Annotated in this window: 28 protein-coding genes; 19 read left to right on the top strand and 9 right to left on the bottom strand. The window is 35.3% G+C overall.

Annotated elements, in window-relative coordinates:
• Positions 1–283: 283 nt before the first annotated feature.
• Both IGI68_RS09045 and IGI68_RS09050 read left to right on the top strand, forming a co-directional pair.
• Positions 284–598, top strand: a complete 315-nt coding sequence (locus tag IGI68_RS09045; RefSeq protein ID WP_034536054.1) for an ArsR/SmtB family transcription factor — start codon at positions 284–286, stop codon at positions 596–598.
• 43 nt (positions 599–641) lie between these two features.
• Positions 642–1,550, top strand: a complete 909-nt coding sequence (locus IGI68_RS09050; RefSeq protein WP_438732355.1) for a cation diffusion facilitator family transporter — start codon at positions 642–644, stop codon at positions 1,548–1,550.
• A 99-nt stretch (positions 1,551–1,649) separates the two neighbouring features.
• Here the strand turns inward: IGI68_RS09050 and IGI68_RS09055 are convergent, their stop codons facing one another.
• Positions 1,650–2,261: a CadD family cadmium resistance transporter gene (locus IGI68_RS09055; protein ID WP_002342452.1), complete on the bottom strand. Its 612-nt coding sequence runs from the start codon at positions 2,259–2,261 to the stop codon at positions 1,650–1,652.
• 16 nt (positions 2,262–2,277) lie between these two features.
• Entirely contained in the window at positions 2,278–2,640 is a 363-nt protein-coding gene (locus IGI68_RS09060; RefSeq protein WP_438732357.1) for an ArsR/SmtB family transcription factor, read from the bottom strand.
• Positions 2,641–3,266: 626 nt separating this feature from the next.
• Between IGI68_RS09060 and IGI68_RS09065 the strand changes: the two genes are divergently transcribed.
• The 8 genes from IGI68_RS09065 (at position 3,267) to IGI68_RS09100 (ending at position 8,451) form a co-directional block, all read left to right on the top strand.
• On the top strand, positions 3,267–3,713 hold the full coding sequence (locus tag IGI68_RS09065; protein ID WP_438733263.1) for a helix-turn-helix domain-containing protein: 447 nt from the start codon (positions 3,267–3,269) through the stop codon (positions 3,711–3,713).
• A 524-nt stretch (positions 3,714–4,237) separates the two neighbouring features.
• Positions 4,238–5,035, top strand: coding sequence for an alpha/beta fold hydrolase (locus tag IGI68_RS09070; protein ID WP_438732359.1), 798 nt, complete (start codon positions 4,238–4,240; stop codon positions 5,033–5,035).
• 201 nt (positions 5,036–5,236) lie between these two features.
• Positions 5,237–5,503 (top strand): hypothetical protein, encoded by a 267-nt coding sequence (locus tag IGI68_RS09075; RefSeq protein ID WP_192987176.1) that lies wholly within the window; start codon positions 5,237–5,239, stop codon positions 5,501–5,503.
• A 103-nt stretch (positions 5,504–5,606) separates the two neighbouring features.
• Positions 5,607–6,137: a hypothetical protein gene (locus IGI68_RS09080; protein WP_271027459.1), complete on the top strand. Its 531-nt coding sequence runs from the start codon at positions 5,607–5,609 to the stop codon at positions 6,135–6,137.
• A 224-nt stretch (positions 6,138–6,361) separates the two neighbouring features.
• Positions 6,362–6,589 (top strand): helix-turn-helix transcriptional regulator, encoded by a 228-nt coding sequence (locus IGI68_RS09085; protein WP_373821140.1) that lies wholly within the window; start codon positions 6,362–6,364, stop codon positions 6,587–6,589.
• Positions 6,570–7,037: a hypothetical protein gene (locus IGI68_RS09090; RefSeq protein ID WP_166162149.1), complete on the top strand. Its 468-nt coding sequence runs from the start codon at positions 6,570–6,572 to the stop codon at positions 7,035–7,037. Before IGI68_RS09085 ends, IGI68_RS09090 begins: the two co-directional genes overlap by 20 nt.
• Before the next feature lie 362 nt (positions 7,038–7,399).
• Positions 7,400–7,756, top strand: a complete 357-nt coding sequence (locus IGI68_RS09095) for a DnaD domain protein (RefSeq protein WP_227004695.1) — start codon at positions 7,400–7,402, stop codon at positions 7,754–7,756.
• Positions 7,757–7,791: 35 nt separating this feature from the next.
• Positions 7,792–8,451, top strand: a complete 660-nt coding sequence (locus IGI68_RS09100) for a hypothetical protein (RefSeq protein WP_338486740.1) — start codon at positions 7,792–7,794, stop codon at positions 8,449–8,451.
• 554 nt (positions 8,452–9,005) lie between these two features.
• Here IGI68_RS09100 and IGI68_RS09105 read toward each other — a convergent pair.
• From IGI68_RS09105 to rpmG, 6 genes are all read right to left on the bottom strand, one after another.
• Positions 9,006–9,323, bottom strand: a complete 318-nt coding sequence (locus tag IGI68_RS09105) for a helix-turn-helix transcriptional regulator (RefSeq protein WP_438732363.1) — start codon at positions 9,321–9,323, stop codon at positions 9,006–9,008.
• Positions 9,324–9,542: 219 nt separating this feature from the next.
• A complete protein-coding gene (locus IGI68_RS09110; RefSeq protein ID WP_438732365.1) occupies positions 9,543–9,992 on the bottom strand; it encodes an NUDIX domain-containing protein in 450 nt (149 codons plus the stop codon).
• 169 nt (positions 9,993–10,161) lie between these two features.
• A complete protein-coding gene (gene istB / locus IGI68_RS09115) occupies positions 10,162–10,941 on the bottom strand; it encodes an IS21-like element helper ATPase IstB (RefSeq protein ID WP_438733265.1) in 780 nt (259 codons plus the stop codon).
• Positions 10,942–10,954: 13 nt separating this feature from the next.
• Positions 10,955–12,463 (bottom strand): IS21 family transposase, encoded by a 1,509-nt coding sequence (istA, locus tag IGI68_RS09120; protein WP_438732367.1) that lies wholly within the window; start codon positions 12,461–12,463, stop codon positions 10,955–10,957.
• A 443-nt stretch (positions 12,464–12,906) separates the two neighbouring features.
• The gene (locus IGI68_RS09125) at positions 12,907–13,761 is read right to left on the bottom strand and encodes a lysostaphin resistance A-like protein (protein WP_438732369.1); all 855 of its coding nucleotides are present in this window, start codon (positions 13,759–13,761) and stop codon (positions 12,907–12,909) included.
• Between the two features lie 523 nt (positions 13,762–14,284).
• Positions 14,285–14,434, bottom strand: coding sequence for a 50S ribosomal protein L33 (gene rpmG / locus IGI68_RS09130; RefSeq protein WP_071873641.1), 150 nt, complete (start codon positions 14,432–14,434; stop codon positions 14,285–14,287).
• A 209-nt stretch (positions 14,435–14,643) separates the two neighbouring features.
• Here rpmG and IGI68_RS09135 point away from each other — a divergent pair, with 209 nt between their 5' ends.
• From IGI68_RS09135 to IGI68_RS09155, 5 genes are all read left to right on the top strand, one after another.
• A complete protein-coding gene (locus tag IGI68_RS09135) occupies positions 14,644–15,213 on the top strand; it encodes a 5-formyltetrahydrofolate cyclo-ligase (RefSeq protein WP_438732371.1) in 570 nt (189 codons plus the stop codon).
• A complete protein-coding gene (locus IGI68_RS09140; RefSeq protein ID WP_071873642.1) occupies positions 15,210–15,890 on the top strand; it encodes a rhomboid family intramembrane serine protease in 681 nt (226 codons plus the stop codon). Before IGI68_RS09135 ends, IGI68_RS09140 begins: the two co-directional genes overlap by 4 nt.
• A gap of 89 nt (positions 15,891–15,979) precedes the next feature.
• Positions 15,980–16,186: a YqgQ family protein gene (locus IGI68_RS09145; protein ID WP_071873643.1), complete on the top strand. Its 207-nt coding sequence runs from the start codon at positions 15,980–15,982 to the stop codon at positions 16,184–16,186.
• Positions 16,187–17,155 carry an ROK family glucokinase gene (locus tag IGI68_RS09150; protein ID WP_071873644.1) on the top strand — a complete coding sequence of 323 codons (969 nt, stop codon included), beginning with the start codon at positions 16,187–16,189 and terminating at the stop codon, positions 17,153–17,155.
• Between the two features lie 15 nt (positions 17,156–17,170).
• Positions 17,171–17,575 carry a rhodanese-like domain-containing protein gene (locus tag IGI68_RS09155; RefSeq protein WP_071873645.1) on the top strand — a complete coding sequence of 135 codons (405 nt, stop codon included), beginning with the start codon at positions 17,171–17,173 and terminating at the stop codon, positions 17,573–17,575.
• A gap of 117 nt (positions 17,576–17,692) precedes the next feature.
• Here the strand turns inward: IGI68_RS09155 and IGI68_RS09160 are convergent, their stop codons facing one another.
• Entirely contained in the window at positions 17,693–17,860 is a 168-nt protein-coding gene (locus tag IGI68_RS09160) for a DUF3042 family protein (protein WP_071873646.1), read from the bottom strand.
• Between the two features lie 158 nt (positions 17,861–18,018).
• On the opposite strand from IGI68_RS09160, the gene IGI68_RS09165 reads away from it, so the two are divergent.
• Genes IGI68_RS09165 through IGI68_RS09180 form a run of 4 tightly spaced genes read left to right on the top strand, consistent with a single transcriptional unit; the run spans position 18,019 to position 22,691 of the window.
• Entirely contained in the window at positions 18,019–19,179 is a 1,161-nt protein-coding gene (locus IGI68_RS09165) for a galactokinase (RefSeq protein ID WP_438732375.1), read from the top strand.
• 21 nt (positions 19,180–19,200) lie between these two features.
• Positions 19,201–20,190 (top strand): UDP-glucose 4-epimerase GalE, encoded by a 990-nt coding sequence (gene galE, locus IGI68_RS09170; RefSeq protein WP_071873648.1) that lies wholly within the window; start codon positions 19,201–19,203, stop codon positions 20,188–20,190.
• Positions 20,191–20,201: 11 nt separating this feature from the next.
• The gene (galT, locus tag IGI68_RS09175; RefSeq protein WP_373757590.1) at positions 20,202–21,683 is read left to right on the top strand and encodes a UDP-glucose--hexose-1-phosphate uridylyltransferase; all 1,482 of its coding nucleotides are present in this window, start codon (positions 20,202–20,204) and stop codon (positions 21,681–21,683) included.
• Positions 21,684–21,704: 21 nt separating this feature from the next.
• Complete coding sequence (locus tag IGI68_RS09180) at positions 21,705–22,691, top strand: LacI family DNA-binding transcriptional regulator (RefSeq protein ID WP_438732377.1); 987 nt, start codon at positions 21,705–21,707, stop codon at positions 22,689–22,691.
• Positions 22,692–22,795 lie beyond the last annotated feature (104 nt).

A 22,795-nucleotide genomic window follows, 5' to 3' on the forward strand; every position in this document is an offset into this window, starting at 1 on the left:
TATATAATTTATAAGTCCTTTGTTTCCATCATTTACTTCTTGAATCACAAAAATTTCCGCTATTTCTGGATCCTTTCGTCTATTCCAAAAGTAAATCGTAATGAATCTGCTTTACATATGACTAAATAATCATATGTTTGTATTCTCATTTTATATCGCTATATACGTTTTGTCAAGATAAAGAGAACGCAACTTCTCTTTTATAAACAAAAGATTAGCATTGTTTCGCTCATATGGTAATATAGATATGAACGAAAGGTCATATGAAAGGAATAAAAACACTATGGATATAAAAACAACTTCTCCAATCGATAAAGAATCTATTCTGTCAATAAGCAAACTATTTAAGGTGATTAGTGATCCTACACGATTGTCGGTTCTCTTTCTTTTACAGAAAAAAGAGTGTAGTGTTGGAAATATCGCTATTTCTCTGGACATGGAACAGTCCGCTATTTCTCATCAATTAAAAACGTTGAAAGACGCACGCTTAGTAAAATCAAGAAGAGAAGGAAAAAGTATGCTTTACAGTTTAGATGACCTTCATGTTTTTAGTATTCTCGAACAAGTCTTAACTCATGTCAATGAATTAGAAAAATAAAACCAATTAGTTATGTAGCATACAAACTTAGGAGGTTTTTAAAATGTCAAAATCAGATAAAGACCATAATCACTCGAATCAAAATCAACCGAAAAAGAATATTAAAATTGCTTTCTTCATAAATTTTATTTTCTCCATAAGTGAATTTTTCTTTGGGTTTCTTTTCAATAGTGTGTCTATTATGTCTGACGCAGTTCATGATTTAGGGGACTCTATTTCAATTGGATTCGCTTGGTTTTTTCAAGGTTATTCAGAGAAAAAACAAGATGAACGGTTCACCTTTGGCTATAACCGATTTTCTTTACTGGGCGCGCTGATAACTGGCGTTGTGCTAATTAGTGGCTCGTTCTTTATGATCTATCGTAGTGTGCCGCGTTTGCTTGACCCACAACCCGTAAATTATAGTGGCATGTTCTGGCTTTCTCTCGTAGCTATTGCATTGAATGGATATGCTGCGTGGATTTTAAGCAAAGGCACATCCAAAAACGAGAGCATGTTGAACCTCCATATGCTGGAAGACGTATTAGGGTGGATTGGAGTCTTGATTGTGAGTATTCTAATGAACTTTACCGAGGCATATCGTCTGGATCCTATCTTATCGATTTTGATTGCACTTTATATCCTCTACAAAACCGTTCCTGAATTTTTCACCACAATGAAAATTTTATTGAATGGTTCGCCTGAAAATGTAAACGTAAAGAGCTTGGCGGACTCCATTAAAAATGTTCCTGCTGTAAAAGACCTCTCACATTTTCACATTTGGTCACTGGACGGGGAAGAAAACGCCCTTATCGTCACGGTTCTTATAGACCCTTCAGACATAGACAAGGCTAGGGAAATAAAAGAAGAAATTGCAGAAATCGCACATGAATCCAGTGTGAAAAATCATATCACAATAGAAATAACAACAAGTAAAGAAGAACTTGAGAAAGGATACTCCCACAACACTTAGGATAGTCCTACACTAAAAATACCTCATTATTTGAAAAGCAAAAAAGGCAGCGACTAAACAAATCGCTGCCTCTCTTTTTATCTTTCGTGATTATGATTTTTAAAAACCTAGTAGCGTTTGTATCGTCCCGTTCTCTACCAAGATAAAGATTCCTAATCCAATAAACACGATTGGAATAATGATTCGTTCATACTTTTCTAACGTTTCGGAAACAAAGGAAATTTTTGCCAACTTATAACTGATAAAGCAAAGAATCGCAATCGAGATAACGAATACTACTAAGGCAATTAAAATTTCTGAAAAAGCTAACGAAGTAAAGTAGGGAATATAAATCCCTAAATTGTCTCCACCTGACGCAATGGTTATTAAGGCGACAGTCCAGAATAACCGACTGGTTCCTCTAGATTCTAGTTTTTCAACGACTTCCTCTTCTTCTTCCTCCTCTTCGCCTATCACAGCGACACGGATACCTAAATAAATTGGAATTAATCCAAGAAGTCCAATGATCCAATCTTGCGGAATAAAATTCAGCACATAAGCAGCAAACAAACTTACAGCTACCAAAATGCCTGTTCCAAGATATTGACCCCAAAAAATGTGTCGAATACCTTTTTGTGTGTGACTTTGAGAAAAGATAATGAGCAAGATAAACAAATAATCAATGCTCGTAGAAATGTAAACAGCGATAGCTGAAAAAATACTTTGTAACAAAATAACTTCCTCCAAACTAAGATTTCATAGATAGATTTTCTGATAACTTTAAAAAAAAATGAATAGCGGAAAGGATGTCTTCATTCGCTAAAGAGTAATAAACTACTTTTCCATCTTGACGTGATTTTGCCATTCCATGTTTTTTTAAAAAACGTAAATGGTGTGACGTTGTATCGACACTAGCAGTAAGTATTTCTGCTAAATCACAGACACACATTTCCCTATAGGTTTCTAAAGCATAGAAAATTTTAATTCTAGAAAAATCGCTGAAACATTTCCCTAACACAAGTAAGTTTGAAAAATCTTTTTGATCCAATTTATTTTTTATTCCATTTACTTTTTCTTTATGTACGACAGTCACTTGGCAAACTTTTTTCATTCATCTCACCTCACATTCAAACGATTGTTTGAATGAAGTATATCTATTTGATCACTCGTTAGTCAATCTACCTTAATTCCAATACACTGTTATAAGCAATTTCATGTATTTTTTATAAAATAAATTAGTTCATCGATTATTCAAATTCTTAATAGGAGTGAAGACAGTGAAAAATAGTTTAAAAAATAGCTTTGTTACCTGGATACTTATACTGACAACCTTATTTACACCTATACTCGTAAATGAGAATATAAAAAAAATATTTATAATTTTTTATATATTGACCATGGTTGCATTCCTTTCGCTTTATTTTGAGGTTCGTAAGGAAAAACATAAATAAAACATTTTATTAAGTCGAGGTTCTAGATACATGACTTTATCTAATTTCGTGTATCAGAATAATGGAATAACTTGCAACTGGCAAGGTGAGTTTGTCACAATAAGAACTAAATAAAACTCAACATTATTAGTGTAAGGATAATAAATAGTAAAATGTTAATTTGCGTTGCTTATAGCAACAAGTAATTAATTATATAATAGCAGTAGAAAAGAGGTTATCACTAATGCTAGGGGAAAATATTAAAGCAATTCGAAAATCGATAGGGCTTTCGCAATAAGAACTTGCGATCAAACTAAATGTAGTGCGACAAACAATATCTAAATGGGAAAAAGGTTTGTCGGTTCCTGATTCTGATATGCTTATTTCTATATCGGAAGTGTTTGAAACATCCGTAAGCAATTTGCTTGGAGAAACTATAATTGAGTCGAAGGTTGATGACGTAAAAGTGATTTCTGAAAAACTTGAGGTCATCAACTTGCAACTCGCACAAAGGAAAGCAACAAGGAGCAAAACGTTTCACTGGCTTCTTATTTTACTGTTCGTGGTTATAGCTGCTATTTTCACCGTTTTAATAGTGTCAAATAGTCCTTACTTGGGTTGGGATTATAGTGACCCTGAAATCGCAGTTGTCGGAGTGGTTTTACACGGATTTGAGTGGTTGTTCATGAGAATAGCTCCAATTGCCCTTATTGGAGTTATCTTTGGGATTTTTTTGACACGGAAGAAAGTATAAAACTGCTCTACTTTTTTTTAAAGGCCTAATTTAAGGAATTAATCACATAATTGAAAAAATTAAAAAGGAGTGTTTCATATGGGTTTTTGGTACTTTCTAACATTAATTATAGGTATTTATCTTTTAATCCGATCGATATCTGCTTATAGAAACAATCAAGACAGCAAAGTAACCATTTTTATAAGTATTTTGCTTATTTTATTCTCCTTATTTATGTTTACTCCTTGGAGTGTTCAACTAATTGACTTAATATTTTCATGAATGAGTTTGTCTTAAAGGTAATTAAGACAAACTCAGAAAAAGTGCTAGAAGGACTGACAAGATTAAGATAGAGTAGATTTTATGCTCTATCTTTTTTCTTTTTAAGATGAAAAATAACCTTGATTACACAAGGTTTGGAACACATGATTTTATAGAAAATAGTGTATCCTAAAGTAATAGATGGGGTTGTCACAATATGAATTAAATAAAACTCGTAAGAATAAAAACATTTGTCAAAACTTATGTTTTAAAGGAGTGATTTCATGAAGCAAAAGAACATAAAGTCAAAGAATAGCACAATATATTATTGGATAGGTGGAAGCAAAAAAAAAGATGCAAGTTGTATTGTCTTTACTCATGGAATGACTGCTGATCATACGATGTTTGATAAGCAAATAGAATTTTTTAGTGAAGAATATAAAATACTTACTTGGGATATTCCTCTCCATGGCGAATCACGTCCATATGAAAGCTTCTCATATGTCAATGTTGCTAAAGAATTGAATAATATTTTGAAAAATGAAGAAATAAATAAAGTAATATTAGTTGGTCAATCTATGGGTGGTTACATATGTCAGGAATTTGCTATACATTATCCAGAAAAGGTTAAATCTTTTATTGCTGTAGATACAAATCCGTTTGGACATTTTTATTATGCTAAGTGGGAGAGATTTCTTTTAACTAAGGTTGGTAGTATGTCTTCATGGTTTCCTTACAATATTCTTGCTAAAAGTATTGCCAAAGGATCAACGAAAACAGAATATGCCTATAATAATTTATATACGTCAATTTCTAAATTAAGTAAAAAAGAAATTATATTTATCATGGATATGGCATATGGTGGGTTTTTAGAGAGAAAAGAAATAGTTGAATTCGACTTTCCAGTACTTTTAATAGTTGGAGACAGTGATAATACTGGATATGTTAAAAAATATAATAAGATGTGGAGTAAGCAGATGGGATATCCGTTACGGGAAATCACTAATGCTGCTCATAACTCAAATGTAGATAATTACGACGAATTTAATGCAATACTAGCAGAATTTTTAAGTGAACTATAATTTCTTGAGTTTGTCACAATGCTAAGTATGACCAATCCAAGAGAATATTAAAGGACTAGTAAAAAAAGGATAGTTATACTTCACACTCCGTACTTTTAAGATAAAAAAGATCCCTTTGGTTAAAGGATTCAGAATACACTATTTTATCCAATTTCATGTATTGTGTAAGTGATACTAACTAACAGAAAGGTGGTAAAAACAATGAAATCTAAATCAAATAAAATTATATTTTCATTTTTAATCATATCTTTAGTAATTATTATTATTGGTTACTTTTTATGGGCCATTCTTATTCCTATTCAAGATTTTAGTCCAATGGACAAACAGGAAACAATAAGAATGCAGAAAGAACTATCCTTAAATTATGATTTAGGCAGATTTTTGTTATACACTGGTTTTTCCGGACTTATTTCTTCAGCAATTCTCTTAATATCAAACAAAATCAAAGTGATTAAAAAACAAAAATAATCTTGATACAATGAGTTTATTGATACACGATTCTATGTAATTTCATGTATCTAGAATAATTTAATAGTTATAGGGATTATAGAATTAAAAGAAAATAAAGTTTATGATAGAAGTACGTTATAACAAAAAAATTCATACTAGAATGGGGATTGTTATGAAAAAAAAGAATGTATTTTTATGGACTATTTTGACAGGTATAGTTATTACAATAATTCTTATTTTTGGTCCTTTAAAAAAAGATATATGGGATACGAATGCTAGTAAATTAGAAGATTTAACTGATAGTTTGAGCAATCCTATGGTTATTAATGACTTTTCAAAATGGACTCCTTTTGAATGGGACACGCTTTATAGCTTTGCACCCTATACTACAAAAGAAACTATCTACGAAGTTGTTGGATATAAATGGGACAATATAAGTGAAACTGTGAATGACAATATGAATCAAATTGTATTTGTTAAAGACGGAAAAGTCGTCTGTTATCTATATGGATATCCTGAAAATACCAATTCCAGCTATAATTTTGGCGAATATGAAAGTGAATACATAACCTTCAATTCAAAAAAAAAATTATCCTTTGATATTGAGATTGGTGCAGATGGTATTAGATATTTTAATTATATTAATCATTAATTAAATACGATTCTCAATACACTATTTTAAGCAATTTCATGTATTTATAAAGCAGAAACTGAGTTTGTCACATTAAGAATTGTGACAAACTAGGGAAGAAGGATAATTGAAAACACAATATACGACAAGAGAATACCAGTCTTTTAAAGTGAAGTTGACTTCACTTCGAAAGACTGGTATAATTTATTTATTAAATGAAGTAAATAGATAGAGGGTGATCATTATTGGCAACTATAATAAATAAAGTGAAAGAAAAAAGGACTGAAAAAAAACTCACACAAGAAGAACTTGCAAATAAAGTTGGGGTTACTAGAAGAACCATCATTTCTTTGGAAAAAGGGAGTTATATTCCATCGCTATTGCTAGCTATCGATATCGCTCAGGTGCTAAACATTAGAATTGAAGATCTATTTTTTAAGGAGGAATGTAAAAATGAAAAAGATTATAGTTGAAACTGTTGGAAACTCAATTATGGTTAGTTTATTTGCCGCATCATTGGTTGAGTTTTTCTCAATGAATGCTCAATATACCGATAATGGGTTTGAATCTACAACGGGTAATATATCGATTGTATTTGTTGTTTATCTTGTTTTATTTGGATTGATTCGATGGGGGATCAGTAAAAGGAATAAAGATTATTCTTTAAAAGATGGTGAATTTAGTGCCTCTGATGAGAGAGAAAAAAATAATGCTTATTTTGCTTCTGTTGTTTCTTATAAAGCTATAATTACGAGTTTAATTATTTCTTTGTTTATATTTGTCTTTATAGAGATTACGACTAATCCACCTTTTAATAATACATTTGATTTATTTATTTCAGGAATAATACTATTTACAATTGTGATATGTGTAGGTTTTATTTCTTATGGAACAGCTTGGATATTTAAAGATACAAGATAGATAAGGTATTTTTGTTGAGTTTGTCAAAATCTCAATTAAGACAAACTCAGAAAAAGTGCTAGAAGTACTGACAAGATTAAGATAGAGTAGATTTTATGCTCTATCTTTTTTCTTTTTAAGATGAAAAATAACCTTGATTACACAAGGTTTGGAACACATGATTTTATAAAATTTCATGTATTGAAAAAATACAATCTAACAAAGGGTGCCCAAATGTCATACGACTACAGAAAAGGAAAAAAGAAGAAAAACGGATCAATGATTTCCTCTCGAATACTTATTTTATTGTTATTCTCTAATTTATATTGTGATATAATAAAAAAATTACATATTATAATAAGAAAGAGTGATTAACTATTGAAATCCCGACAGAACAAGTCAAACAGAACTTAAAAACCTGGTTAACTGTTTTCGATTCAGATGTCATTTTAGAAGCAATGAATCGTACTCAATCAAAAGGCAAATCCTTTGTGTATTTAAATGCCATACTAACCGATTTCAAGCAAAAAGAAGTTAAGACTATTAAAGATATCAAAGAATATGATGAATCATTTAAGCATAAACAACAAAACTACACCAAACCATCACCTCGTAAGGAATCCCTACCAGAGTGGGCTTACTCAGGTTACACAATAAAAGACGAATTGGTTGACGGGGATGTTGACAAGCGCTTTAAAAATAAACTAGAAAAAATAAGAGCTAAAAACAGCACCCCTTAATCTGAATAGGGGAGGAGAGGAAGGGAAGAGTTAGTATGCACTCTAAGAAAAGTACATATAGTAAGTTTTCCGATAGAAAAGAACCGATTTACTGGATTGGTGGGTCTTCTTGTGCTGGAAAAAGTACATTTGCCAGGCAGTTTGCTGTAAAATATGGTTTTACTCTTTATTCTTGTGATGACCATTTCGAAAAACACTTAAAAAAAACATCTGGATCAATACAACCAGCGATGATCTCTATGTCTGGTATGACACCCAATGAGATATTTTACTTAAGACCTGTAGCTGAACAATTGCAATTATATGTTAATGTTTTTAAAGAAGATTTTGAGTTTGTTATTGAAGACATTCTAAGTTTACCCGATAAACCACTAGTTATTGAAGGAAATCAGCTCATGCCGTCTTTAGTGCAACCATACATCAGTCATAAAAATAGTGCTATTTGGTTGATTTCTAATGAAAAATTACAGACAGAATTATATTTAAAAAGAACATGGATCCATTCAATTTTGAATAAGACTAGCAATCCAGCTGTTGCTTTTGATAAATGGATGAAAAGAGATGCTTTATTTGCAGCCAAAATACAGAAAGAAACTCAAAAATTTAATTTGACTTCAAAGGAATTTTATAGTGTTCAAGATTTAGAAAATAATGTAAATCTGCTTGAAAATCATTTTTTATTTAGCCATTCATAGAATTTACTGGTATCAGCATTTTAGGGATTTATCTAATTCAAATGGATTTAAGCGAACTTTAGCTACTATGATACGGTAATTAATTTGAACAGGCACTCAGAAGCTCGTCAGATAATCGTGTACAACAAATGTTTTATCAATTCATCTATTTAATTCAAAAATAACCTAAAATTAATAAAAGGAGAAAATATTATGCAACTACATTTAATCGAGTCTGATAAAATATATAAAGAAATTTTAGAAACTCCAATTGAAAAAAGAGATGAGGTTTTTAAACAAAAGTTACTATATAAGTAGTATTAAAAAAGACTCTACTGCTTTTTAAGCGATAGAGCCCTGCTACAATTCGATACATGATACTCTCCAAAAATATGTATCATAAAAAATTAGAAACAACCTGCTAATCTTCTGAATAATAAATGCTTAAAATATAATAGAAAAGTAGCGTTGTTACTATAACAAAGATAAGTGGCTGTAATTTTAAACTACCAACGTATAGTAAAAATAGTAGGATCAGAATGGGTTTGATTACGAACTTCGAGAGCTTTGAGGTTTTATACTGTTGATTTAGAGTATATAAAAATCGGATGGGTAAGAATAGCACTCCAAATACTAGTGTAAAAATGAGATCTTTCAACGATAGTTTTTGATTCATTGTAAAAACTCCTTTTGACTGTTTTTTTCTCTTTCTCTTCAAGTTCAGATAGGTTTAATGCATTATCTAAAAGTTTTAAACTGACTAAATCAGGTTGGCTTTTTCCTAGCTCCCATTTAGAAATAGTTTGTCTAGTAACAAAAACTTTATCTGCAACTTGTTGTTGGGTAAGATTTAATTCTTTTCTTTTTGCTTTTAATTGATTAGAAATATCCATAATGACCTCCTCAGATATAAATTATCATTTAAGCAAAGCAACGACGGCGCAACGCTCGTATCATTGCTAAAAACTATACTGGTTGCAAGAGCATTGCGTCCAATTAATAAAAAAAAGAATCCCGTTTTAAAAGGGTTCTAAGCACACTATTTTATCTAATTTCATGTATGAATAAAACTTTGAAAATTGTCTTAATAGTGATTGTTTTGGATACATTCATTAATCAGTATTCACTAAGTGAATTATATGATTTTTATTCTTGAAACCAGCTAGCTCACTAAAGATACTAGGTTTTAATTCATTTATAATTTTTAAAGATTCCCATGTAATATCTTGATCATCTTTATCTACACCATGATATTCTTTTTTCTCTTTTATTTTACCTTTATAAACAAAAAGAAATTCATGAAAATCCTTTTTTGATTGTTTTTCTAAGAAAAAATTTTCAATTACTGAAAATAATTCTACATCATAAAAATTTTCTCCAGTTTCTTCTAAAACTTCACGTTTTACTGCTTCACTAGTAGTCTCTGAAAATTTTACTCTACCACCTGGTAAAGAAATTATTCCATCAGGGTATTTAGAAACTAGTAGACTATTTTGGCTTTCTATCCATGCTGCTACCCTAATATTTAATTTTCCTGAATCTGTATCTAAAGTTAAATCCATATTAAATTACTCCTTAACGTTTATTTAAAATAATAAAAATGAGTTAAAAATATACCTTATTTTAAAAAGGTTCTTGATACACGACTTTATGTAATTTTATGTATCGAAGAGATGCTATACTAATAATCAATAGTTTTGTGTAACTGTCAAGTAGAATTGTGCACTTTTGTTACGTGAAGACTGATTCTCGATGTTTCATTCTATGACTCTCTCCATTAATATGAATAACTTCACAGCGATGAAGAAGTCGATCCAGAATAGCTGTCGCTATTCCTTGATCACCAAGCATCTTGCCCCAGCTGTCAGGTCCTTTGTTTGAAGTTAAAATGATCGAACTTTTTTCATACAAGTCACTGACTAGCTGGAAAAAGAGGTTGGCTTCTCTTGTTTCCATTGCCATAAACATCATGTCATCAATCACAACTAAATCTGCTTGTCTTATACGCCTCAATCGAATGGCTGATTTTCGGACGTATTCTTCAGTTTTAAGTAAGGTAATCAACTCACCCATTGAAACGAATGCCACTTGTTTCCCTTGGTCGATAGCTTCCAGTCCAAGGCCAATAGCTAAATGAGTTTTACCGACGCCTGGTGGACCTAAGAGGACCAGGTTGAATGTTTGATCCAACCAGTCGCATGCTCTTAATTGAGAAATCTGACGTTTACTAATCGAAACTGATTCGGTCGTGTCAAAGTCCTCTAAGGACTTTTCGAAGGGAAATTGCGCCCATTTTAAATGTTTCTGTCGTGTTTTCTCTTCGCGACGCTGTTCTTCATGGTCGCATATAGCGACAAGCAGCTCCTGGTAGGTCCAGGACTGCTGTTCAGCTTCACGGAGAAAGCCCGGGAGCGCTTGAGCTGTTTCAGTCATACGTAATTGCTTGAATTGTGATTGGAGATCTTCTGTGGTACTTATGATTGTTCCCCTCCTAACACCTGTAGATATGATTCAAAGGAACGTTCTACAGCGGTAATTGTCTGATATTTTTTGATAAACTATTATTCCTTGTAGACTCGGAATCTGTCTGGACATCTCGACGGGCGATGTCATTGGCCACATCTCTTAATGTAACGGCACTAAATAAATTCAGAGATATACATTCATTTAAAGCTTTCTCTAAAAAATCACTGTTTCGTTCACTGACTGCTTCAATGACACGTAACTGGTCTCTTGTATGCCTTGGGTAGTTGACCTTCAGTTGGTCAATGAAGATCATTGCCTTTTCCTCGTTTTGAAAAAGTCCAAGGACACGGCTAATATGACTATCTAGTTTCTGCTTTTTCGCATCTTCGCGTCCATGATCAGGATCTTTAGTCAGTTTGCCTTTCCCTTTAGCTAAGAGGTGAGTAGCGATTTGTTGGTCACTTTTCAATTCGAACACAGATAAACTAGTATCATTAACGACAACACGTACTTTGATTTTCTTCTGTGGCTGGTAGGTTCCTAGTGGAACCGAATAGTAATTGGATTTATATTGAATCGTATTGTCTTTCAGAACGGTCTTTGTTATACTTTCTTTGTTCGAGAGAATGAGTTTGTTAGAGATCGAGATGAGGTGTGACTTTTCCAGAGTGAACACGTCTATCGGTCTCTTTTTTGTTTTTTCATGTGTCTTATAGTTGCCTCTACGTTCTAACCAGGCTTCACAGCTTTCCTGCCAAGAAGTGATTGAATAAAAGCGTCGACCACGAGCGAAGTTATACTTCACAAATTTTACGACTGCTTCGACTTTTCCCTTGGACTCCGGATCAGCCGCTCGACATACATGGACGATAAACCCTCTCTCAAGTACATAGGCCTGGAACTGTTTGGTAAATAATATATCGCCGTGGTTCTCACTAACAATCATTAATTTGTCCTGATCATATACGATTTCTTCTGTCCGACCTCCGAAGTAGTCAAAAGCATTCTCATGTGCGCGAACGACATCTTTTGTCGTAAAGGGTCTCTCTTGCCACTCGACATATTTATATCGGGAGTGGGAGAGTACGAAGCCGATGCAGTAAAGCTTTATTCGTCCTTCGGTAAGTGCACGTTTAACTGTAATCTCACCAAAATCGACTTGGATCTGTCTGCCAGCTGGAAGCTCAGGAACAGCCTCGTAATTGCGATAAGTTAATCTTTTAGGAATACCGTAGGTTTCCCTTAACTCTCTGACATAAGAACGAATAGTACTGGGTGCTGCTTCTCTGTAATTAAACTGTTCCTCTAGCCAGTCTTCAATTTGAGCTGCGGACAGTTCTGGCTCATCACTCAGCCAGCTTAAAATAGTTTCTTTATATGGATCTAATTTTCTTTTCCGATTCGCTAAGGATTCTACCCACACAACTGCTTCGTTTGGTTCTTTCTTCAAATCACTAATTACTGTGTTACGGTGAATGCCAAGCATTCGACTAATTTTCGCATTTGAAAATCCTTTCTTTTTGTAATGATGCACTTTCGCAATTCTGTTCACTTTTTCAAAATCCACCTTCTTTTTCTCCTTCCAGTCAATAAACTAACGTTTCTAGTTTATCAAATGGAACGAAGTAATAGGGTAAAAGTGCACATTCTTATTTAGCAATAACTGCACAATACAGTCTAGCAGTTACATTCAAGATACTTGTTGTCCATTATGGTACTTTTCAAAAGCACTTATTTTCCTCTTACTTATTTTTTCGATTTCTGTTAATAAATTTTGTTCTAACATTTATTTTCCTCCTAATAAAAAAAGTTCTCTTGAAAACAAGAGAACCCTCAAGGAACTTGCATATAAAAATAAGCTGACATCTCGTGGTTTTGTTGTCAAACAACCACTGCAAAGTCGCAAAATATTACTTTTACGACGCCTACAAGTTCCTTTATGCTATCTATAGCACCGAAATTATTATAACATTTTTTTCTAAATATTAAATATGATGATTGATATATTTGTTAGTCTCTTTTTATCAATCGGCGTTTTATAAAAGATAGACATGTTCCAACGCCAACTATCAGTATTATAGTTGCTAATAATCCACCTTCTAATCCAAAATTGCCACCATTTAAGATCGAAAGGCTATCAGTTGTTTTAATTCTAAATATGGTTTCATTAACTATCTTTCCACTAACTGGTAACCCTAAAATAGCAATAAAAAAATTCCAACTACTATGCAAAGCTCCTACTAAATACAAATTATCACTGTAAAAAAATATTAACGATAGTAAGAAACCAAGTAAAAATATGTTTATTAATCCAATACTCGTAACATTAGGATTAATTGCATGATTTAATGAGAAAATAACAGAATTTATAACTATTCCTATAGTCATATTGCTCATGCTAGCTATAGTATTCATAATATATCCTTTAAAGAGAAGCTCTTCTGCAAAGCCTTGAATACAAAAGCCAAACAGAAGTAACATTAAATATAATATATTAACGTTATTATTTATGCTGATTGAAATACTTTGCATAATCAAATTGCCTATAATAGTTGCTCCTATCATTACGAAACCCAAAATTGCACCAAAAGAATAATTTTTTGTGAAATTTTTAGAACTTATCCCTAACGATTGAATATCTCTTTTTTCTACAAATTTAGAGTATAGAATAATTGCTAAAATTACTAATGAATAGAAATAAAGTTGAATGAGGATTCCAAAACTATCAGAAAAAAAGGAACCTATTTGAATGACTAAACTACTAACTAATGAAAAAATAAGTAATCCAATTATTAAAGTAATCCATCCTCCGCGCCTGTAATTTTTCGTGAGTTCAGCAGATTTTGTTAGTGGTAAATATTTCATATTATGTCTCCAATCTGATTTAGATAGCAAATTTTGTGCTTTTACAGAAAAAAAGGTATGTGTTTATGGCGTTGAGTTATGACGCAATCTAACACCTTTAATTATAAGGCACAAAAAAAAAGAAACAACTTTTTGTATTGAATTTTGCGAATTTATGGCAAGATATTGCTTGCTGGATTGTTCCAAGCAAAGACCTTTATATGGACAAACCTGAAATCATAAGAGATTTAATCAAGGTTGTTCCAATGATTATTTTAGGAATCGTAGTTTTGCAATTCAGTTTATTTATCAGTATTGAATTCGAAGCGAGAACACATTAATTCCGCAAGCACTTATACTTGACGAGGTGATTATCCGGACACCAGTGATTAAGGTTACTGTTATTTTAATAATCAGTAGGAAGATTACTTCGACAAAAACAAAATCTAACCGTGTGGAAAACCGTGCAGAAATCCATTCCCAAAAACAAAAAAAAGCACCAAACCCATTGTTGCCAAAGGATTCGGTGCTCATTTTAAAAAGATTATTTTGTTTCACGGTGTAAAGTAACTTTTCTTTCACGTGGACAGTATTTTTGTTTTTCTAAACGGTCCGGAGTGTTACGTTTGCTTTTGCTTGTTAGGTAGTTACGTTCTTTACAAGAAGTACATTCTAAAGTGATGTTAATACGCATGATTTTCCCTCCCATACTTAAAGAATTCTCTAAGACAATTCTCAGACTTGAATATAATAGCATGACTTTCGCAAAAAAGCTAGTCTTTTTATGAATTTTGTTAAGTAGTTTTACTTGACGAGGATTGAGTCATAAATTTTGGAAGAATGGTGAAATCAGTTTGCTATTCAATCGATTTTTCGGTACTATTTCCTAGTAGGAGTGTGAAGATGTTGAGTAAAAAACAATTACGTGAACAAGGCATTCGAGCCTTGAAGAAACTAGCGAATCATCCGGCGCTAAAAGCGAAGAAAGAACAGCAAATCTTGGCGTTGTTATTTGCTTCGCAACAATGGAAAACGAGTAACACCATTGCGGTCACAAAGGCGTTAGCATTTGAATTTGATACTGAAAAAGTCATTCAACGGGCGCTTTTGCAAGGCAAGAAAGTCGTGGTTCCAAAGTCGCTTCCTGAAAGAAAATTAGCTTTTTATGAAGTCGATGAGGACACGGTCTATCAACGTACCCAGTTTGGGGTGGAAGAACCGATCAGTAACTTAATTGTCACAAAAGAAGAAATTGAGTTGATCGTTGTGCCTGGTTTGGTGTTTTCTTCTAAGGGTTATCGGATTGGGTTTGGTGGCGGTTATTACGATCGTTATTTGGCTGATTATCAAGGGCGGACGTGTAGTTTGGTCTTTGCGGAACAATTGAATAATGAATGGACGAACGAGCCATTAGATGTTGCGGTGGAGCGGATTTATACGGATTCTTATAAGATGAAGGAGGCGACGCAATGAACTGGAATAAATTAAAAAATCAACCATTTGTGACGATAGGCTTTTTATCGATTCAAACAGCGGTTTTCTTGTTAGCGTATTTATTGCCAGGTTTACTGATTGAGTTTCGTGGCTCAATGTTTGGCCCGCTGATTGCACTTAATCATGAGTACTGGCGTTTTGTCACACCGATTTTTATTCATTATGGTTTAATGCATTTTGCGATTAACTCGGTGATTTTGTATTACATGGGGCAACAAGTCGAAGCGATTTATGGCCATGGACGTTTTTTCCTCATTTATTTGCTTAGTGGGGTGCTGGGGAATGTTTTAGGCTTTGCGTTTAATGATATGAATGTTCAAGCAGCTGGCGCAAGTACATCGCTCTTTGGGATTTTTGGGGCGTTTATTGTGTTAGGCATTCATTTCAAAAACAATCCCGGAATTCAAGCGATGGTCCGTCAATTTTCACTTTTTATCGTGTTAAATCTCGTGTTTGGTCTCTTTGATCAAACGATCGATATGTACGGGCACCTAGGTGGTTTAATCGGCGGGATTTTGATGGGGAATATTGTGGCGTTACCAATGAGAGTGGGTAAAACGTATTCGATTCATGTGCGGATTATTTCTGCGATGATCTTGCTATTTTTACTTTTCTTTTGTATTGTTTATGGCTTAAAAAGATATCAAGTCATTTAATGAATTTTTCGCGTGGCTTCCTTGTCTATTTTTACGAAAGCGATTGAAAAAAAGTCAAATATTAGTATAATGATAGGAAGTGTTTTTAAATGGAAAGTTTATATGATGTCCAGCAATTATTAAAGCGATTTGGGATCATTATTTATGTTGGGAAACGTGTATATGATATTGAACTGATGTCTCAGGAAATCAAAAATTTATACGACAGCCATTTAATTGAACAACAAACTTACTTAAAAGCATGGGCAATATTAAAAAGAGAACACCAGATTGAATTGAGCAGGGAGGACTTGTAAATGTCAACAAAGAAAGTAATTGGAATTGATTTAGGTGGGACAACGGCAAAATTTGCCATTTTAACAGTTGATGGAGAAATTCAACAAAAATGGAGTATTGAAACAAATATTTTAGATGAGGGTACCCATATTGTACCGGACATTATTGCGTCGATTAATCATCACCTTGATTTATACGATTTAACGGCGGATGATTTTATCGGTATCGGAATGGGGACACCAGGAAGTGTTGATCGAGCGGAAGGAACCGTTATTGGCGCTTACAACTTGAACTGGAAAACGCTACAACCGATTCGTCAACAAATCGAAGAAGGAACCGGCATTCGTTTTGCATTAGATAATGATGCCAACGTGGCGGCTCTTGGTGAGCGTTGGAAAGGTGCCGGTGAAAACAATCCAGATGTAATCTTTATTACGTTAGGCACGGGTGTCGGTGGCGGCATTATTATGGAAAACATGTTGTTACACGGTGTTGCTGGCTGTGCAGGTGAAATTGGTCACATTACGGTTGATCCTGAAGGGTTTGCTTGTACGTGTGGCAAAGTAGGCTGTTTAGAAACGGTTTCTAGTGCAACAGGGGTTGTGCGTGTCGCCCGTCACTTAGCAGAAGAATTTGCAGGCGAATCGCAGCTGAAAGCAAATCTTGATGACGGTCAAGCGGTTACGAGTAAAGATGTGTTTGAGTTGGCAGCAAAAGGCGATGTCTTTGCGTTAATGGTTGTCGACAAAGTTTGTTTTTATTTAGGACTAGCTTGTGGAAACTTAGGGAATACCTTGAATCCTTCAAGTATTGTTTTAGGTGGTGGCGTGAGTGCAGCGGGTGAATTTTTACGTAGTCGCGTAGAAAAATACTTCCGTCAATTTACGTTCCCGCAAGTAAACGAAAGTACCGTTATCAAATTAGCCGAATTAGGCAATGATGCTGGTGTTATTGGGGCGGGGTCTCTTGCATTACAATTTCAAGACTAGAAAGGTCGATTTAATATGTCAGGATTTTTAATTTGGTTAAACGTAATTTTAGTAGCAATCTTATTGTTCTTTGGAGTGAACTGGTTGTTTTATTACTTCATGGGTAAACGCTCAGCAACGATTATTACCGAAGAAGAATTTAAAGAAGGCATGCGCAAGGCACAAGTCATTGACGTTCGTGAAAAAAATGAATTTGACGCGGGTCACATTTTAGGAGCGCGTAATATTCCTTATACAACCTTCGTGCAATCAATGGCTGGGATTCGTAAAGATGTGCCGATTTATTTGTATGACAATACGACAACGTTAAGTGTTCGTGCAGCAAATAAATTACGTAAAAATGGCTATCAAGATATTTTCATTTTGAAAAAAGGCTATCAAGAATGGTCTGGTAAAACGAAAAAGAAAAAAGTAGTGTAAATAATTACTCAACAGCTCTTGGGAAATTTTTCCTGAGAGCTTTTTCTTTTTTTTCGCGCAATGAAAACACAAAAAAAGCCGTGACGCGAGGTCAGGGCTTCTTTTAACGTTAACGAATTAACGGGCAAAGCTTTTGCGATGTGCTTTGCGGCGGCTTTCATCGATTTTTGCTTCTTTTTCTTCGATTGGATCGATGACCGTTTTTTTAAGGGTTGCGACTAGGCAAACCGTTGCTGCAGTTGTGACTAAAGAACCAACTACAAAACCAGTAACGAATTTTTTCATTGTTCTATCACCTCGTTTCTTTCTCTTTTTATTATGAACTATTGTCGCGTATTTGCAAAGTAAAAATGATTAAAAAATTAAAAATAAAAATATTTGAATTTATTTACTAAATGTTTTATAATAGTTTTACTAATAAAAATAGAAAAGAGGTAGTGGGAATGGAAAAAGATTTGCAAGCCGTTTTTAAAGAAAAATTTAGTGAAGCAGCAACAGGAGAATATTTTGCGCCAGGTCGGATTAATTTAATTGGGGAACACACGGACTATAATGGAGGGTATGTTTTCCCGGCGAGTATTACGTTAGGCACTTATGGTTTAGCCAAAAAACGTGACGACCGTGAAATTCGTCTCTACTCTGAAAACTTCCCAGAAAAAGGAATCATCACGTTTTCGCTAGATGATTTAACTTATGACAAGGCACATGACTGGACGAACTATCCAAAAGGCGTGACGCATTTCTTACAAGAAGCAGGTTATGTGATTGATTCAGGTTTTGAAGTGGTGTATTACGGCACGATTCCAAATGGTGCGGGTCTTTCTTCCTCTGCTTCTATCGAATTACTAACAGGCGTCATTTTAAAAGATTTATTTGACTTAAAGATTGAGATGTTAGATCTAGTGAAAATTGGCAAACAAGTGGAAAATGAGTTTATTGGTGTGAATTCCGGTATCATGGACCAATTTGCGATTGGAATGGGTAAAAAAGACCATGCTTTATTATTAGATACGAATACGTTAGAATATGAAGTGGTTCCGGCTGAGTTTGGCGAATATGTCGTGGCGATTATGAACACGAATAAACGTCGTGAATTAGCGGATTCGAAATATAACGAGCGTCGGAGTGAGTGTGAAGAAGCGTTACGTCGTTTACAAAGTGAATTGGCGATTGATGCGCTTGGTGCGCTAGACGAAGAAACATTCTTTGCGAATACGGCCTTGATTGAAGATGAAACACTGATTAAACGTGCCAAACATGCAGTAACAGAAAATCAACGAACTTTAAAAGCGAAAAAAGCGTTACAAGCGGGCGATTTAGCAGCGTTTGGCCAATTACTGAATGCGTCTCACTTGTCACTAAAAGAAGATTATGAGGTAACAGGGATTGAATTAGATACGTTAGTCGCAGCGGCACAAGCACATCCGAGTGTTTTAGGTGCGCGCATGACAGGTGCTGGTTTTGGTGGCTGTGCGATTGCGCTCGTAAAAGCGAGTGCTTGGGATGATTTCGTCGCAACTGTTTCAAAAGAGTATGTTGAAAAAATTGGTTACGAAACGGCAATCTATCAAGCAAGTATTGGCGATGGCGCAAAAAAATTATAAGAGATAGGAAGGATGAATAAGATGTCAATTTTAGTCTTAGGAGGAGCCGGTTATATCGGTTCTCATGCAGTCGATCAATTAGTGAATAAAGGGTACGAGGTGGTCGTGGTTGATAATTTATTAACCGGTCATGAGCAAGCGATTCATCCGAAAGCTGTTTTTTATAAAGGTGATGTGCGGGATAAAGAATTTTTAACAACGGTTTTTGATAAAGAGGACATTGACGGTGTGATGCATTTTGCGGCGAGTTCTTTAGTGGGAGAATCCGTTGAAAAACCGTTAATGTACTTTAATAATAATGTGTATGGTATGCAAATTTTACTAGAAGTGATGCAAGAACATGACGTGAAACATATCGTCTTTTCTTCTACAGCTGCCACATACGGCGAGCCAAAAGAAAGTCCGATTACGGAACAAACGCCAACGAATCCTAAAAATCCGTATGGCGAGAGCAAGTTAGCAATGGAAAAAATGATGAAGTGGTGTGATGGCGCGTACGGAATGAAGTATGTGGCTCTGCGTTACTTTAACGTTGCAGGAGCAAAACGCGATGCTTCAATCGGTGAAGATCATACGCCAGAAAGTCATTTAGTGCCGATTATTTTACAAGTTGCATTAGGGCAACGAGAATCGTTAGCGATTTTTGGTGACGACTACGCGACGCCAGATGGGACGTGTATTCGTGATTATGTCCATGTCGAAGATTTAATTGCAGCGCATATTCTAGCATTGGAATACTTAAAAGCGGGGAATGACAGTAATGTCTTTAACCTTGGAAGTAACAATGGCTATTCGGTGAAAGAAATGTTAGATGCTGCCCGTGAAGTGACTGGCAAAGAAATCGCGGCAAAAGTAGCACCAAGACGTGCGGGAGATCCGGCTTCTTTAGTTGCCTCAAGTGAAAAAGCGAAGACAGTCTTAGGTTGGGAACCAGAATATACAGACGTCAAAAAAATTATTGAAACTGCGTGGAATTGGCATGTGAGCCATCCAAATGGTTATCAAGACTAGGAGAGTATGCAATGAATGTCAGTCAAATGATTGTTGATTTTACCACTTGCGCGATTCAGTCTGGTGGCTGGATGGAAATGGATCGTCTTTATTTACAAAATCGCATCTTAGGATTAATCGGGGAAGTCGCCCTGACGGAAACTGAAGTGCGCCCGGTTACTGAAAAACCGATTACGTTGATGGATCAGCTCGTAGCCAAAGCAAAAGCCAATCAAGTGATTGGGGAAACTTTAGCGGAAACCGAGATTTTAGAAGGGCAATTAATGGATTTCTTAACGCCACCGCCTTCAGTTGTGAATGCTTTTTTTGCACAACACTATGAGACGAGTCCTGCGACTGCAACGGATTACTTTTTTGAATTATGTCAGCGCAATGACTACATCAAAACACGGGGTATCGCCAAAAATATTGTCTTTCCAATTGACACGGAGTATGGCGCGTTAGACATTACGATTAATTTGTCCAAACCCGAAAAAGATCCAAAAGAAATTGCGGCTCAAAAACAAGTCGTGGCGGTTGACTATCCAAAATGTATGCTATGTATGGAAAATGAAGGGTACCTCGGGCGTTCGAATTATCCAGCGCGTACGAATCATCGCATTATTCGCATGAATTTAGATGGTGAGTCATGGGGCTTCCAGTATTCTCCTTATGCGTATTACAATGAGCATTGTATTTTCTTATCAGAAGAACACCGTCCAATGAAAATTGAACGGAGCAGTTTTGAACGCTTGGTTAAAATTGTCGATGTCTTACCGCATTATTTTGCAGGGTCAAATGCGGATTTACCGATAGTCGGTGGATCGATTTTATCCCACGATCACTATCAAGGTGGACGGTATGAATTTGCGATGGCAAAAGCACCGATTGAAACGACCTTTGACATGGCTGATTTCCCTCAAGTTTCAGCCGGGATTGTCAAATGGCCAATGTCGGTTATCCGCTTGCAAAGTGCCGATAAAAAAGCGATTGTCGATGCCTCTGAACGGATTTTAGCAAGCTGGCAAACGTACTCGGTTCCAGAACTAGAAATTGTTGCTTTTAGCCCAGACGGGACGCCGCATCACACGGTTACACCGATTGCACGACGTCGCGGCGAGTTATTTGAAATCGATTTGGTGTTACGGGACAATAATGTTTCAGCAGAACATCCAGATGGGATTTTCCATCCGCATCAAGAAGTGCAACATATTAAAAAAGAAAACATCGGCTTAATCGAAGTCATGGGCTTGGCTGTTTTACCGCCACGACTTGAAAAAGAATTAGTTGAAGTCGAAAAATATTTAATCAATGAAGCAAACGAAATTGCTGACTATCACTTGCCGTGGGCGGAGAACATGAAAGCTGCGCATCACGTAACGGCTGAAAATGTCCAAGCGATTGTCCAACAAGAAGTTGGTTTGATTTTCAAACAAGTCTTAGAGCATGCGGGTGTCTTTAAACGCGACGAAAAAGGGCAAGCAGCCTTTAATGCATTTGTGACGCAGTTATAGAAAACAAAGAAAGGAGAGACCATGGCAACAATTAAAGATATTGCACAAAAAGCGGGGGTGTCGCCCGCAACCGTTTCTCGTGTCTTAAATTATGATCCTGATCTCTCTGTGAGTAAAGAAACGGAACAAAAAGTGTTTGAGATTGCTGAAGCGTTAAATTATACGAAACATAAAAATAAACGCCGAGAGTCAGCGGTGTTGCGACTCGTCCAGTGGTATGACAGTGAAGAAGAGTTGGCGGATTTGTATTATTTAGCGATTCGCTTGGGGATCGAAAAACGCGCGGAAGAATTAAATATCCGTTTAATCAAAGAACAACTGAGCGAACTCTCTGATACGGAAACCCAAGGGACGATTGCCGTTGGGAAATTCGATCAAGCACAAATGAAACAGCTTAAAAAGTTAAATGAAGAATTGCTTTTTGTCGACTTTGACGGCTTAGCACTTGGGATTAATTCCTTAGTCGTTGATTTTTCGCAAGGGGTTCAATTGATTATCGATCAGTTCATTAAGGAAAAGCACGAACGGATTGGGATTCTTTCGGGGATGGAGTACACGAAGGGGAGTCGCCATGAAATTGATGATCCACGCTTTTTAGTTTTTCGGGAATACCTGACGCGCTTGAAGTTATACAACGAAGCAGATCATCTGCAAGGCGCTTTTACGATTGAGGGTGGTTATACCGCGATGAAGACGTATTTGGAAAGCCATACGGATTATCCGACTGCGTTCTTTGCTTCAAGTGATGCCTTGGCAATCGGGGCGATGCGTGCGATTCAAGGTCACGGCTTACGGATTCCGGAAGATATTTCCGTGATTGGCTTTAATGATGTCAGTGTGGCCAAATATGTCACACCTGCGCTCACGACGGTGAAAGTCTATACTGAATGGATGGGTGAACTGGCGGTGTCAACGATTTTAGAGTTGATTCAAGAAAAAGCCCCTGTTCCTCGCAAAATTACCGTCGGAACAGAATTAATCCTACGTGAATCGACCCGTGATTCATAAAATAATTGAGGAGTCTTCTATTTGGCGATGCCCACGCAAAGTTGGGTGTTGCGAAGTGGTAGCTCCTGTTTTTTTGCTCTTTGGCAAATAGTGTTGAGGGAATA

The organism is Enterococcus sp. DIV1314a (assembly GCF_051713805.1).
GTDB classification, from domain to species: Bacteria; Bacillota; Bacilli; order Lactobacillales; family Enterococcaceae; genus Enterococcus_I; species Enterococcus_I aquimarinus.

Bases quoted from the DNA above. Each gene is read 5' to 3' on its own strand.
- IGI68_RS09045 (WP_034536054.1), top strand. From the start codon at position 284: ATGGATATAAAAACAACTTCTCCAATCGATAAAGAATCTATTCTGTCA.
- galE (WP_071873648.1), top strand. From the start codon at position 19,201: ATGTCAATTTTAGTCTTAGGAGGAGCCGGTTATATCGGTTCTCATGCA.
- rpmG (WP_071873641.1), bottom strand. From the start codon at position 14,434: ATGCGTATTAACATCACTTTAGAATGTACTTCTTGTAAAGAACGTAAC.
- IGI68_RS09070 (WP_438732359.1), top strand. From the start codon at position 4,238: ATGAAGCAAAAGAACATAAAGTCAAAGAATAGCACAATATATTATTGG.
- IGI68_RS09180 (WP_438732377.1), top strand. From the start codon at position 21,705: ATGGCAACAATTAAAGATATTGCACAAAAAGCGGGGGTGTCGCCCGCA.
- IGI68_RS09155 (WP_071873645.1), top strand. From the start codon at position 17,171: ATGTCAGGATTTTTAATTTGGTTAAACGTAATTTTAGTAGCAATCTTA.
- IGI68_RS09080 (WP_271027459.1), top strand. From the start codon at position 5,607: ATGATAGAAGTACGTTATAACAAAAAAATTCATACTAGAATGGGGATT.
- IGI68_RS09060 (WP_438732357.1), bottom strand. From the start codon at position 2,640: ATGAAAAAAGTTTGCCAAGTGACTGTCGTACATAAAGAAAAAGTAAAT.
- IGI68_RS09135 (WP_438732371.1), top strand. From the start codon at position 14,644: ATGTTGAGTAAAAAACAATTACGTGAACAAGGCATTCGAGCCTTGAAG.
- IGI68_RS09145 (WP_071873643.1), top strand. From the start codon at position 15,980: ATGGAAAGTTTATATGATGTCCAGCAATTATTAAAGCGATTTGGGATC.
- IGI68_RS09090 (WP_166162149.1), top strand. From the start codon at position 6,570: ATGAAAAAGATTATAGTTGAAACTGTTGGAAACTCAATTATGGTTAGT.
- IGI68_RS09140 (WP_071873642.1), top strand. From the start codon at position 15,210: ATGAACTGGAATAAATTAAAAAATCAACCATTTGTGACGATAGGCTTT.
- IGI68_RS09165 (WP_438732375.1), top strand. From the start codon at position 18,019: ATGGAAAAAGATTTGCAAGCCGTTTTTAAAGAAAAATTTAGTGAAGCA.
- IGI68_RS09050 (WP_438732355.1), top strand. From the start codon at position 642: ATGTCAAAATCAGATAAAGACCATAATCACTCGAATCAAAATCAACCG.
- IGI68_RS09110 (WP_438732365.1), bottom strand. From the start codon at position 9,992: ATGGATTTAACTTTAGATACAGATTCAGGAAAATTAAATATTAGGGTA.
- IGI68_RS09160 (WP_071873646.1), bottom strand. From the start codon at position 17,860: ATGAAAAAATTCGTTACTGGTTTTGTAGTTGGTTCTTTAGTCACAACT.
- IGI68_RS09075 (WP_192987176.1), top strand. From the start codon at position 5,237: ATGAAATCTAAATCAAATAAAATTATATTTTCATTTTTAATCATATCT.
- IGI68_RS09100 (WP_338486740.1), top strand. From the start codon at position 7,792: ATGCACTCTAAGAAAAGTACATATAGTAAGTTTTCCGATAGAAAAGAA.
- IGI68_RS09125 (WP_438732369.1), bottom strand. From the start codon at position 13,761: ATGAAATATTTACCACTAACAAAATCTGCTGAACTCACGAAAAATTAC.
- IGI68_RS09150 (WP_071873644.1), top strand. From the start codon at position 16,187: ATGTCAACAAAGAAAGTAATTGGAATTGATTTAGGTGGGACAACGGCA.
- IGI68_RS09105 (WP_438732363.1), bottom strand. From the start codon at position 9,323: ATGGATATTTCTAATCAATTAAAAGCAAAAAGAAAAGAATTAAATCTT.
- galT (WP_373757590.1), top strand. From the start codon at position 20,202: ATGAATGTCAGTCAAATGATTGTTGATTTTACCACTTGCGCGATTCAG.